Origin of the sequence: Cellulophaga baltica, assembly GCF_018861125.1 — a bacterium.
GTDB classification, from domain to species: Bacteria; Bacteroidota; Bacteroidia; order Flavobacteriales; family Flavobacteriaceae; genus Cellulophaga; species Cellulophaga baltica_A.
Window position 1 is genome coordinate 765,585 of the sequence record NZ_JAHKQN010000013.1, and the last position, 13,894, is coordinate 779,478.

Genomic DNA, 13,894 nt, shown 5'->3' on the forward strand with positions numbered 1-13,894 from the left:
TTTTACATTTTACTATCTAAATATTTACCAGTTTCTTTATGTCCAAAATCTGGAATCAATTTAAAAAAAAGTGAAACAATTTCTTCTTTATTCCAACATTTTTTTTCTTTTAAAATTTGAATGTTTTCAGTGAAATAATTCAATTTCTCGTTATCAAATTTTAATTCATTTTTAATTATCCCAAGGTTATTAAACCTCTCCATATCTAGGGTCTCTTTTTCGGTAAAAAATTCTTCATAATCTTTTTCACCTGTTGTGTCACTAGAAGAAAATAAACAAGGCCATTTTCCTTGTTGCGGGAGTGTTTTTATAAGTTCTCTTGCTTCTTCTTCGTTTTTACACAAATGAGAGTCATAGCCTAATTCTTTAAGGTATTTAATTGCAATGTCAGCAAAAGAGATTAAATCTAATTGCTCACTTAACTTAGGGAAAAATATATCTCTGTTTTCTCCAAAAATACAAGACATTAAACAAAGTTCACCAGACTCTTTAGGAATTACAAAATACCTTTTTATGTCATTTGGCGCAACAATTGGTTGTCTTTTCTTAATTCTTTGATCGAATCCATGTAGCAATGATCCATCTGAAAAAGCGACATTAGCAAAACGTGCTGTAGAAATTTTTATATGTTCACTTTTTCTCATCAAAAACATTTCCATGATGCGTTTTGATGCTCCCATCATATTAACTGGATTTGCAGCTTTGTCGGTAGAAACACAAAAATATTTTTTAACACCTTTATCGATAGATTGTTGTAATGTTTTTTCAGTATTAAAAATATTTACATTAATCATACGCATTAATGTGTAAGGGTCTTTTTCGCTTCTTACATGTTTTAAGGCTGATAAATTTAAAACATAATCATATTTTCCATCTTTTTCAATAAATGCATCATACTCAATAGACCCAATATCTAAGGCGAAAGTTTGAAAGTCACCATCGATATAGCCATAAGAACTTCTTAGGTCTCTTACAACTTCAACTAGGTTATTTTCACTTATATCAACTACGTGAAGTTTTAATGGGTTTCTTTTGAAAATTTCTTTAACTACTGCTTGACCTATTGATCCTGCACCTCCAATCACTAAAAACTTCGAAGAGCTTACAATTTTATAGAGCTTTTCTGAATTTTCATCAATATCTGAAGTAAATAATTCTTTTTGCCTTCCTATTAAGGTTAACTTATTCATCTATTAAAGTTTAGAGTTTTTTTAATTTTTTAAAATAGAAAAAACAGGTCTCTTAGCAAAAGTACGATAATTCCTATCTAAAACAAGTAATTGTGACGCGTTCAGATTATAAGAATTTATTATTGTTTTAGCAAAGTCAAACCAAGTCATTTGTTTGTCATCTGAATAATGATAAATACCAAATAGTTTATTTTTAGATTCAATTTGATTTATGATAAATGTAGCTAAATTTACAGAATCTGTAGGGCAACCAGTTTGTTCATCAGTTACTTTTATTTGTTCTCCTGTTTTTGCTTTTTTTAATATGGTTTTGTAAAAATTATGGCCATGTATTTTACTGTATAACCATGATGTTCGAATTATATAATAATCATTTAATATTTTCTGAATATATTTTTCTCCTTCTAACTTTGATTTTCCATATTCATTAATTGGGTTTGGAATATCATTAATTGTATATGGTTCTAGTTTTTCGCCATCAAATACATAATCTGTTGATATGTGTATTAAAACTACATTTTCATTTTTGCAAGCTAAAGCTAGATTTTCAACTCCTTTAGCATTAATTTTAAAAGCAATTTCAGGAGTTTTTTCAGATTGTTCAACATTTGTATAGGCGGCACAATTTATACAATAATCAAAATTACCATTTGTAAATATTTTTTGAATAGCATTTAGATTTGTAATGTCTAATTTATTAGAGTCTTTAAATACAAATTTTAAATTTTCATATTTTTTATGAATATCCTGTATTGTTAGTCCTAATTGTCCGGAAGCTCCAGTTACCAAAACTTTCTTCATATAATTAGATCTTTAAATTTAGGTAGTTTTTTATCTTTTTTAGAAATGATAATATTTTCTTCTTCAATTTTCCAATCTATATTTAAAGTTGGGTCATTATAAATTATGCCTGATTCAGATAGTTTATTATAATAATTATCACATTTGTAAAAAAATTCTGCTGTTTCGCTTAAAACTGAAAATCCATGAGCAAATCCTCTTGGGATAAACAATTGTCTTTTATTTTCTGCAGAAAGTTCAATGGAGAAATGTTTTCCAAAAGTGTTAGAGTCTTTTCTTAGGTCAACAATTACATCTAAAACAGCGCCCTTTAAAACCCGTACTAATTTTGCCTGGGAATGAACACCCTTTTGGTAATGAAGTGCTCTTATAACACCTTTATTTGAATGTGATTGATTGTCTTGTACAAAGTCTACATTGTCTTTTATTAATTCTTTAAAAGTCCTGTGATTAAAACTTTCAAAAAAACAACCTCGATTATCTTCTAAAATTTGAGGTTTTAATACAAAACAACCTTTTAAAAAGGTTTCTTTTGCTGTCATTATTTTTTTTTTAATATACCTAATAGGTTTTTGCCGTATCCACTTTTCATCAAAGGTTTAGCTAATGCAATAAGTTGCTCTTTAGTTATTAGTCCCATTTCGTATGCAGCTCCTTCTATAGAGCCAATTTTTAACCCTTGACGTTCTTCAATAACTTCTACAAATTGTGATGCTTGCATTAATGATTGAAATGTTCCTGTGTCTAGCCATGCTGTGCCTCTGTCTAAAATACTAACATTCAATTTGCTTTTTTCTAAATAGGCTTTATTAATATCTGTAATTTCAAGTTCTCCACGATTGCTTGGTGTTATATTTTTTGCAATATCTACGACTTCATTGTCATAGAAATATATGCCAGGTACTGCATAATTAGATTTTGGTTGCAGGGGTTTTTCTTCTATGCTAATAGCCTTGCCTTCTTCGTTGAACTCTACAACCCCATAACGTTCTGGGTCATTTACTCGATAAGCATAAATAATTCCTCCATCCGGGTTATTATTTGATTGAAGAAGTTCAGCTAAACCAGAACCATAAAAAATATTATCTCCTAAAATAAGAGCAACTTTATCGTTTCCAATAAATTTTTCTCCAATTAAAAAAGCTTCAGCAAGTCCATTTGGTGCTTCTTGTACTGCATATTCAAATCTGCAACCATATTTTTTTCCATTACCTAGTAAATCTTTAAATAAGGGTAGATCTTTAGGGGTTGATATAATTAAAATTTTATTAATTCCAGCATAAATTAGTGTTGATAGCGGGTAGTATATCATTGGTTTATCATAAATAGGCATTAATTGCTTACTTACGGATAAAGTTAATGGGTGTAAACGTGTTCCTGATCCACCTGCTAAAATAATTCCTTTCATTTTTAAACAGATTTATGCTTTTTGATTATACATTTTAGAATAGTATTCTACATAGCTGCCAGATGTAACATTTTTCAACCATTCTTGATTTTCTAAATACCAATTAATAGTTTTTAATAATCCTTCTTCAAAAGTTACTGATGGCTTCCAGTCTAGCTCTTCATTTATCTTTGTTGCATCAATTGCGTAACGTAAATCATGGCCTGGTCTATCTTTCACAAAGGTTATCAGTTTTTTACTTTCACCACCTGGACGGTTTAATATAGTATCCATTTGTTTACAAAGCAATTTTACCAAGTCAATATTTTTCCATTCGTTAAATCCACCAATATTATAAGTTTCTCCTGTTTTACCTTTATGAAATGCTAAGTCAATTGCTTTGGCATGATCTTCAACATAGAGCCAATCTCTTGTATAGTTACCATCTCCATAAACTGGTAAAGATTTCTTATTAATTATGTTATTTATAAAAAGAGGGATTAATTTTTCAGGAAAATGATTTGGGCCATAATTATTTGAACAATTAGATATTATAAAAGGTAAATTATATGTCTCACCATAAGCTCTTACAAAATGATCAGAGCTTGCTTTTGAAGCCGCGTAAGGTGAGTTAGGTTTATAAGATGTATTTTCTGTGAATAAACCACAATTTTCTAATGATCCATAAACTTCGTCTGTGCTAACGTGATAAAACAATTTATTTGTAAAATCGTCTTTCCATAACTCTTTTGAGGCATTCAATAAATTTACTGTACCTATTACATTTGTTTTAACAAAAGCAAGCGGATCTATAATTGACCTATCAACGTGAGATTCTGCAGCTAAGTGTATTACGCTGCTAAATTTATATTTAAGAAATAATGAATTTAAAAATTCAGCATTAGTAATGTCTCCCTTAATAAAAGTGTAATTTTTGAAACTTTCAATATCTTTTATGTTTTCAAGATTACCTGCATATGTTAAAGCATCTAAGTTGTAAATGTGATAATTTGGATATCTTTTAACCATTCTGCGAACTACATGAGATCCAATAAAACCTGCTCCTCCTGTAATTAGAATTTTCATACTTATTTTTTTATATGAGTCTTTAGGTAATTGTTTAATGATTGTAGTGAAAGAATTAAAAGTGTCATTCCAATTAAGAATAAAGGGATAAGGAATTTATAACTTTTGAATAAGCCTTTAATTTCAACTCCTTTTCTAGGAAAAGCAGAAATTACATTCAATATGCTTGATTTATTTGCGCGTTCTTCATTAAGTTCGACAAGACTTTGTTTTAGTAAATCTCTTTCGTTTATTATAGCCAATTCTTTATTTTCAGACTTACCCTCGCCTCCTAAATTAATATTAGTACCCTGCATTGGTTTATCAGCTTGCTTTATAAGTACCGTTTTATATAGTTTTTGTAGAGAATCTATTTCAGAAAGTTGTTTGTTATATATTACTTCTTGAAATTCAATATTTTTATCACTTGTTTGTTTTTGAAGATTGAAATATTCATTTCTGTCAATAGAGTTAATTATTGGGTTTTGAATTTTTTTAGCTATACTGTTACTTGTTGCAGTAACTGAAACAGTATGAAACCTAGCGTCAAGTGAGTTAAAGTTTTTTAAATAAGATTCAATATCAATAGCCCTTTGAGTAGTAGTATCTAAACTGCGAACAAACTTATCAAATAACAATACTTTTTGATTATCATCGGAATATGATTCTACTTCAAATTTTTTAATAGTTATAGCTTCTTTGCTAGAAATATCTAATGCTTCAGCCAACGCAGTTGAGTCTTCTGCTTCAGCTAATTCATTATAAAAGCTGACATTATTATACAATTGTTGTACACTATTAAAATTAGGTTCAATTACCATTGAAGATATGTATTTAGGCTCCTTATTCATATCTAAATAAATACCTATAGCTAAACCTATAATGCCGACAATAGTTAGTTTTATAAATTGTTTTTGAATAAAAAACAAAAGTGTGATTAGTAAATCGAAAACACCTTTAAATATATTAGAAATAAAATTAAATAACTTTTTAAAAGCATTTCCAATTAATTGAAATAGTTGCCCTAGATCTATTTCTTCTGATGAAGATTGAGGTGACTGAGGTTGATTGTTCATTATATTTATTAAGAATTAAATATTTGTTCTAAAATTTTATCTGTAATTAAATATGTTGGTTTTACTCCTGTAGTTCCCAAACCACCAGAAGCTAATGTACTACCTGTCTCTAAAGGGTTGTCTGAGGCATAATATGCATACCTAACTTTCACATCTTCCTTAATACTTTTACGTATTTTAGATGCAGATTGTATTGCTTTTTGGTAGTGAACACCTTCCATTTCTAAACCAATTACATTCCATGTTGATGCTTGGAAAAACTTTAGAACATCTTTGTTTTGTAATGATGTTCCTAATACACTAACCATTGTGCCTTCTAATACTTTTAAGCCATTTCCTTCAAAATCTTCAGCACAAAGTTCATTTTTAAATGGGTAATTATCCGCAGTACCTTCAAAAATATGAGCGGAAGGAATCATTAAATCACCTTTGCCACCTTCTAAAATACCTGCTTTTCCCATTATTGAAATAGATTCAATATCTAAAAATATTTCTTTACCATCTTTTGTTTTAAAAGGTCGCAGTAATTCGTCAATAGTTTCATATGCCTGTTCGCCAAACGCATAATCCATTACAAATATAATGGGTTTTTTCTGACTTTCTTTTTCTTCTGAAAACTTAAAACTACAAGTGCTATCTGTTAATTTTGCTGTATCAAAAATTTGAACATCAATATTGGTGCCCGAAGCATCATCTATACTAATCATTCCGTTTTTGGTAGCAAAAGAAATTACTTTCTTTCTTAAATCTGAATTTTCAGATGAACTTAAGTTTTCAAAAATATCTAAATTGTCAGTCTTAGGAAATTCTTTAGAGAGTGCTTTTCTTGCATATAAAGAGTTCATAACACTGTGCATATTTGCACTTATAATGTGTATAGGTCGCTCTAATAAATTTGCAGTATGAAGTATTTCCTTAATAGAATTTGCCCATCGCTCACCATGTATGTGGTGCCCTAGACGCTCCCTTAGTAATGGAGTGAATGTGATGGCTCTTTTGTTTCCATCTAATTCTTCTTCAATAGCTAATTTGCCTAGCCAGTAGATAATATGTAAAAAGCGATCAGGGTTCTTTTTTGAAGCGAAATTATGGTATACTTCAGATATTTCTTCAAAAGAACGGCCTAAAATATTTGCTGTATGAATTATAGCAATTTCTCTTTCCGCTTGTGTAAGTTTGTCTTTTTCTAAAGTACTTTTTAGCTTATCCCAATCTCGTATTGTTTTTCCTGTTTCTTCAATTAAAACGCGATCTGCAATTTTAAAAGATTCAATAAATAGAAAGGTTAAATGTGTAAGAATGTCATAAATATCAGATCTACCTCTAGTGATCTCAATATTCATTTGCTCATCATCTATTCTGTAGCAGTTTCTGCGTCTTTTTGGAGGAACAATTGCTTTAAAATGTGATTTTCCGTATCCTTCATCTGAAGTTAAATTAATATAAGTACATTGCTCGATACCTTCTGGTAAACGTTCAAGCACATAAATTAATCCGTTTAACTCAGATTTCTCTTCGGCAATAGTACCATATATTTCGGGTCTTAATTGTAGTAATGCATTTCTTAGTGTTTCACCTGAAACACCCATTGGCTTATAAAATCCTCGATTAAATAAGTGTCGCATGGTAATGTACAAACGTTCAATTGCGTTTGTAGATTCCTGCGCTCTTGTAGTTATAATTGTTTTATTCATGTATTAATTTCTATGTAAAGCTACAATATTTTTTACGGTTATTTAAAACCTTATAAAGATAACATCTTTAGTTATTTTATAAAAGCCTGTAAACCATTTGCAACTTTTCTGTCATTTGATAAACGTTGTACTTTGTTTTGTCCACCAAGTTTGCCAATAGATTTCATATAGTCATTAAATCCGTTTTCTTTTATAATAGTAATTTTAAGTGTTTGTAATATTTTACCATCTATTAAATCAAAATAGTAACTATTTTGTTCTTGTAAAGTTTGATCTAAAATTGATATGAAATCTAATATGTTTTCAGGTTCTTTTTCAAATTCTATAAACCATTCATGATATGGTAACTCATCTTCGTTAGGAGTAATTTGTGGCGCAACTGTAAATTCGTTTACTCTGGCAGTCGAGCTTTCAATAGCTTTTTGCATTGCCACTTCGACTTCTTTACCAATTACATGCTCACCAAAAGCAGAAATAAAATGTTTAATTCTTCCGGAAACAATTATTTTAAAAGGTTTTAAGGAAATAAACTGAATGGTATCTCCAATGTTGTAAGCCCATAAACCTGCATTAGTTGATATAATCATTACATAGTTTATGCCAACCTCTACGTCTTTAATTGTAATTCGTTTTGGGTTGTCATTAAAAAATTCATCAGACTTTATAAATTCGTAAAAAATACCTGAATTTAAAAGTAAAAGCATACCTTTTTCTTTTTGTGAATTCTGGTATGCAAAAAAGCCTTCACTTGCTGGGAAAAGCTCAATACTATCAACTTTTCTACCTATTAAATTTTCAAATTTAGCTCTATAGGGTTCATAGTTTACGCCTCCATAAATAAAAAGATTGAAGTTTTTAAATAGGTCACCAATTTTTTTATTACTGGCGGTATTTAATTTTTCAAAATACATCTGTACCCATGAAGGTATGCCAGCTATAATAGTCATATCTTCATTAATAGTTTCTTCAACAACTTTATTCACTTTTGTGTCCCAATCTTCAATACAATTAGTTTCCCAGCTTGGTAATCTGTTTTTTTGGAGATAATTGGGAACATAATGCGCTGAAATACCAGAAAGCCGGCCTAGTTTTATCCCGTTTTTTTCATGAAGAATAGGACTCCCTTGTAAAAAGATCATTTTACCAGTAACAAAATTTGCATTACCAGTTTCTTCAATATAATTTAAAATCGAATTTCTAGAAGCTTCTACTTGATATTTAATAGATTCATCTGTAATTGGTATATATTTTGCACCTGAAGTTGTACCTGAAGTTTTAGCAAAATATACAGGTTTGTTTGGCCACAAAATATTTGGCTCACCAGCAACCACTTTTTCTACGTAATTTTTTAAATCTTCATAATCTCTTACCGGAACGTTCTTAGCAAAATCTGAATGTGTTTTAATTGTATTAAAGTTATGATCAATACCAAATTCAGTATTTTTTGCTTTCTCGATTAATGAAAGAAAAACCTTGTCTTGAGTTGCTATAGGATTTTCAACCCATTTCTTTGTTTTTTTTGCGATGCGCTTAGCAAAAATCTTAGCAGCTAACGATTTTATTGACATAGTTACTATTATTTGAAATCGATATAATCTTGTGGGTCTACAGGGCTACCATTATTCCAAAGTTCAAAATGTAAATGAGGTCCTGTTGTAAGTTCTCCTGTATTTCCTACACTTGCAATTACTTCTCCTGCTTTTGCTAAATCTCCTTGATTTTTATTTAGAGATCCACAATGCTTGTAAACGGATAATAATCCATCAGTATGTTCTAAAATAATTACATATCCAGTATCTGAAGTCCATTCGGCAAAAATTACAGTTCCATTAGCAACAGCTTTAATAGGGGTTTCTTTTACAGCAACAATATCTATAGCAAAGTGCTTATTTTTTTGGTTAAATTCCTCAGTAATATTACCATTAATGGGTGGGAATAAAAGAAGGTTCACATTGGCTGAATTCTTTTCAAATAAATTATATTTATCTTCATGCTCAACCTGTGCCCTTAAAATAGAATCTTCTCTTATAGGAGTTAAATCTATACTTGAAGGATCAAGCTTAAACTGTTCAAACAAAGAGTCTCTATTTATTTTTGTGTTAGATATGTCACCATTTAAAACCATGCGAATATTATCTAAATACTTATTGGTATAATTCAGTACTGTTACTAACGAATCTGTTTTATAAGTAAGCTCAGTAGCTTGTTTTTTCAATTTGGTTGATGAATATCCAGGAATATATTCTTTTAAAGGGGAAAACGCTATTAGCAATGTTGTAAATGCGATTAAAACAATTATAAATAAAGAACCAGTTACAAAAACATTTAAACGACTAAGTTTAAAAGAAATTTTTTCTTCAAAAGTATTTTCATTTAGGATGACCAAACGATACTTATGTAAAAGTTTTCGTTTTATTTCTTTCCTTTTTTTTCCTTTTTTAGCCATACCAGACAAATATAAGGTTTGAATTCTATTTTGTTCTAAACTGTTCTAAATTTTGCTAATAAACACTTATAAATGTACAAAACCCAAATTATGTTATGTTTATTTGCTTATATTTTAAATAAAATATTAACAATGCATATCATACTTTTTTAGTAAATTTGTTTTTTATAAAAAATAAATTATGACAGCTTCAAACATATTTTTAGGAATGGTAGGTCCATGGCAAATTGCAATAGTTGTAGTACTTGTATTATTACTTTTTGGTGGCAAAAAAATTCCTGAATTAATGCGTGGTTTAGGTAGTGGTATAAAAGAATTTAAAGATGCCACAAAAGAAGAGGAAGAATCTGATAAAATAGAAGAAAAGAAATAATAAATATAATATTTAATTACTATTAAAAACCCACGAAATTTCGTGGGTTTTTTCTTTTTTTAACTTTTTATTTCGATAATATATTTGTGTATTTTATCGATTAGCATCTATAAAATATAGATTTATTGCTTTTTTTATTTGTAGGAAACAACATTTTTTTAACATTTAAACTACATATTTAACTCTTTCACAACAAAAGAAAAATTATTGTATATCATGCATTTTATTTTTGGCGTTATAACCATACAATAAAATTTGTAGCAGTTTGCTTTTTCAATTTATTGTAAATAATAAATAAGGTTGAAAAATATACAATATATGAATAGAAGGGTAAACATACTATATCGGTATATATTAATTGTAGTTGTCTCATTTATACATTTTTCATTTATAAAATTTACTGATTTTTCAGGAGAAAAAAATAATGTTTTTACCGATGAAAATTCAATTTTGGAATTTGCTCCACCAACTTTTACAGGATGTGATGCAAGTTCGTTAAATGTGCAAGTAACTTACACTGCTGGTACATGTGGAGGAACTGTTACGTGGAACGAGCCAACGGCTTCTTCAGATGCTGTTTCAGTAACAAGCAATTATCAACCTGGTGATAATATTTTACCTGGTACTACCGCAATCGTTTACCGAGCAGAAAATGCTGCCGGTGAAATAGGAATATGTACATTTAATGTTGAAGTAGAAGATAATGAAGATCCTGTTTTTAGTACTTTTCCTGCTGATGTTACATTAACAGCAGATCCGAATACTTGTACGGCTTCATATTCATGGGATGAACCTGAAGTTTCTGATAACTGTCCAGCAGGTGAAGGTTATGCTCCTGTTCTTCAGGATTTTGAGTCATCAGTAAATCAATGTTATGAACTTACAAGATCTTCTATAAGTACTTCTGGAGAAATAAACGGAACCAATAATTATGAAGCTACTTCGTTATCAATTGCAGATTTTTTTACTAGTTCTTTAGTAACACCAGTTTTATATTTTAATGGTGAAGGTGAAATATCATTTTCACATTCTATAAATACAATTGGTAATAATGCTGAAATTCATGTAGATATTTATGACGGTGATGATAATTTGGTACAAGCAGACTTTTTTAGTGAAATATATTCAGACACTGATGTTCAGCAAGAAAATATTCCTTTTACACTAACAGGTAATTATAAAATTGAAATTAATTATTCTTCAAGTATTTTTAATAATACTAGTCAGGTAGCTTATTTGGATGATCTTTTATTACCAGGAACAATTGTTACAAATTTAAGTAATCCAGATTGTGATTTATCAGAACTATCAGCAATTAGAACAGATGGTAATGGTAAAGTTAGTGGTGATGATTTTGAAATTGGTACAACTACCATTAAATATACATTAATCGATTCATATAATAATTTAACTTTTGATTCTTTTAATATTACTGTAGTTAATGATCTAAATGCTCCAACTGGAGCTTCTGAATATACATATTGTGAAGGTGATTCAATCCCAGAAATGGAAGTTGTCGTTGATGAAACAGCAGGGGAAACAGCCAATTGGTACGATTCTTCTGGAAATCTTGTAGCTTCAAATACTACAACTTATACGGCGCCGTCTAGTACAGAGTTATATAGAAATTATTCTGTGTATTCTGAAAATGCGAACGGATGTTCAAGTGATACTTTTATATCAATAGATTTAATACAATATCCATTGCCATCGGCTCCAACTTCAAATTCTCCAATAGAATATTGTGTTGGTGACACTTCAGTTCCTTTAGTGGCTACCGGAGATTCGGGCAATACTTTGCAATGGTTTGATGCTTCTACAGGAGGCACTATGTATACATCAGATCCAACACCAAATACAACTAGTTCAGGAAGTACGTTTTATTATGTAGAGCAAGTAAGTTCTTTTACTGGTTGCGTAAGTCCAAGAACAGAAGTTGAGGTTATCGTTCATGCACTACCAACAGCTCCAATTTTATATTCTAATACAGTTAACTATTGTGTTGGTGAAAGTGCAGAACAATTAGATAATTCTGTTGAAACGGGCGCTAATTTGACGTGGTATGATGCAGCGACAGGAGGTAATACAATAGCAGGAACTACTATTCCAGATACAACAACATCAGGTACTACTGATTATTGGGTAACTGAAACTGAAACTACCACAAATTGTGAAAGTACAAGAACTAGATTGAGAATTATAGTTACTGACCCTCCGGTGGTTACGGTTCAACCTAATGATATTGAAATTTGTGAATATGAAACTGCGGTATTTACAGCAACTGTTTCAAATGCAAATTCTTATCAATGGCAAATTTATGACGGAGCTAATTGGGTAGATTTAAGTGATACAAGCCCTTATAGCAATACTTCAACTAGCTCGCTTACAGTTACAATGCCTAGTACGTCAATTGATAATACCAATTATAGATTAGTAGCTTCTAGTTCAATAGCAAGTTGTTTTGATGCAGTTTCTGAAGAAAAAACACTTACAGTAAACCCACAACCAAGTGCACCAACAGTTTCAGATGTTGAATATTGTCAAGATGATACAGCAAGTTCCTTAACAGCTGGAGGCGCAAATTTATTATGGTACACAATAGCAACAGGAGGAACAGGAAGTACAACAGCACCTACACCAGATACGACAAGTTCAGGAACAACATCGTATTATGTAAGTCAGACTAATAGTAATGGTTGTGAGAGTCCACGTTCAGAGTTAGTAGTTACAGTTTATGCATTACCAAGTGCACCAACAGTTTCAGATGTTGAATACTGTCAAAATGATATAGCAAGCGCTTTAACAGCTGGTGGCACCAATTTATTATGGTATACAACAGCAACTGGTGGTACTGGAAGCTCAACAGCTCCAACGCCAAGTACAGCTACGGTAGGTGATACTTCTTATTATGTAAGTCAGACGAATGCCAATGGTTGTGAAGGACCACGTTCAGAAATAATAGTTACCACAAATTCATTACCTACTGCACCAAGTGTAACAAGTCCTGTAGTTTATTGTCAAAATGATACAGCAAGTGCCTTAACAGCGAGTGGTACAAATTTACTTTGGTACACAGTAGCGACAGGTGGTACTGGAAGCTCAACAGCTCCAACGCCAAGTACAGCAACCGTAGGCAATACTTCTTATTATGTAAGTCAGACGAATGCCAATGGTTGTGAAGGACCACGTTCAGAAATAGTAGTAACAGTAAACCCACAACCAAGTGCACCAACAGTTTCAGATGTTGAATATTGTCAAGATGATACAGCAAGTTCCTTAACAGCTGGTGGCACAAATTTATTATGGTACACAGTAGCAACAGGAGGAACAGGAAGTGCAACAGCACCTACACCAGATACGACAAGTTCAGGAACAACATCGTATTATGTAACACAAACTAATGGTAATGGTTGTGAGAGTCCACGTTCAGAGTTAGTAGTTACAGTTTATGCATTACCAAGTGCACCAACAGTTTCAGATGTTGAATACTGTCAAAATGATACAGCAAGCGCTTTAACAGCTGGTGGCACCAATTTATTATGGTATACAACAGCAACTGGTGGTACTGGAAGCTCAACAGCTCCAATGCCAAGTACAGCTACGGTAGGTGATACTTCTTATTATGTAAGTCAGACGAATGCCAATGGTTGTGAAGGACCACGTTCAGAAATAATAGTTACCATAAATTCATTACCTACTGCACCAAGTGTAACAAGTCCTGTAGTTTATTGTCAAAATGATACGGCAAGTGCCTTAACAGCGAGTGGTACAAATTTATTATGGTATACTTTAGCCACGGGAGGAACAGGAAGCTCAACAGCTCCAACACCAAGTACAGCAACCGTAGGCAATACTTCTTATT

Annotated in this window: 11 protein-coding genes; 2 read left to right on the plus strand and 9 right to left on the minus strand. The window is 31.0% G+C overall.

Annotated features, from left to right (window positions below):
* Positions 1-2: 2 nt before the first annotated feature.
* From KO500_RS06035 to KO500_RS06075, 9 genes are all read right to left on the minus strand, one after another.
* On the minus strand, positions 3-1,190 hold the full coding sequence (locus KO500_RS06035; protein ID WP_215955600.1) for a UDP-N-acetylglucosamine 4,6-dehydratase: 1,188 nt from the start codon (positions 1,188-1,190) through the stop codon (positions 3-5).
* Positions 1,191-1,211: 21 nt separating this feature from the next.
* Positions 1,212-1,991, minus strand: coding sequence for a dTDP-4-dehydrorhamnose reductase (gene rfbD / locus KO500_RS06040; protein WP_215955601.1), 780 nt, complete (start codon positions 1,989-1,991; stop codon positions 1,212-1,214).
* Positions 1,988-2,533 carry a dTDP-4-dehydrorhamnose 3,5-epimerase gene (gene rfbC / locus KO500_RS06045; protein WP_215955602.1) on the minus strand — a complete coding sequence of 182 codons (546 nt, stop codon included), beginning with the start codon at positions 2,531-2,533 and terminating at the stop codon, positions 1,988-1,990. The genes rfbD and rfbC overlap by 4 nt, the downstream gene beginning before the upstream one ends.
* Positions 2,533-3,399, minus strand: coding sequence for a glucose-1-phosphate thymidylyltransferase RfbA (rfbA, locus tag KO500_RS06050; protein ID WP_215955603.1), 867 nt, complete (start codon positions 3,397-3,399; stop codon positions 2,533-2,535). The genes rfbC and rfbA overlap by 1 nt, the downstream gene beginning before the upstream one ends.
* A gap of 12 nt (positions 3,400-3,411) precedes the next feature.
* Positions 3,412-4,464: a dTDP-glucose 4,6-dehydratase gene (gene rfbB, locus KO500_RS06055; RefSeq protein ID WP_215955604.1), complete on the minus strand. Its 1,053-nt coding sequence runs from the start codon at positions 4,462-4,464 to the stop codon at positions 3,412-3,414.
* Positions 4,465-4,466: 2 nt separating this feature from the next.
* Positions 4,467-5,519 carry a hypothetical protein gene (locus tag KO500_RS06060; RefSeq protein WP_215955605.1) on the minus strand — a complete coding sequence of 351 codons (1,053 nt, stop codon included), beginning with the start codon at positions 5,517-5,519 and terminating at the stop codon, positions 4,467-4,469.
* An 8-nt stretch (positions 5,520-5,527) separates the two neighbouring features.
* On the minus strand, positions 5,528-7,213 hold the full coding sequence (locus tag KO500_RS06065) for a DUF6909 family protein (RefSeq protein ID WP_215955606.1): 1,686 nt from the start codon (positions 7,211-7,213) through the stop codon (positions 5,528-5,530).
* A 71-nt stretch (positions 7,214-7,284) separates the two neighbouring features.
* A complete protein-coding gene (locus tag KO500_RS06070) occupies positions 7,285-8,781 on the minus strand; it encodes a GH3 auxin-responsive promoter family protein (protein WP_215955607.1) in 1,497 nt (498 codons plus the stop codon).
* Between the two features lie 8 nt (positions 8,782-8,789).
* Positions 8,790-9,659: a M23 family metallopeptidase gene (locus KO500_RS06075; RefSeq protein ID WP_215955608.1), complete on the minus strand. Its 870-nt coding sequence runs from the start codon at positions 9,657-9,659 to the stop codon at positions 8,790-8,792.
* A 181-nt stretch (positions 9,660-9,840) separates the two neighbouring features.
* On the opposite strand from KO500_RS06075, the gene tatA reads away from it, so the two are divergent.
* The gene (tatA, locus tag KO500_RS06080; RefSeq protein ID WP_289847644.1) at positions 9,841-10,032 is read left to right on the plus strand and encodes a twin-arginine translocase TatA/TatE family subunit; all 192 of its coding nucleotides are present in this window, start codon (positions 9,841-9,843) and stop codon (positions 10,030-10,032) included.
* Between the two features lie 318 nt (positions 10,033-10,350).
* Positions 10,351-13,894: HYR domain-containing protein (locus tag KO500_RS06085; RefSeq protein WP_215955609.1), on the plus strand; the 3,544-nt coding region annotated here is incomplete at its 3' end.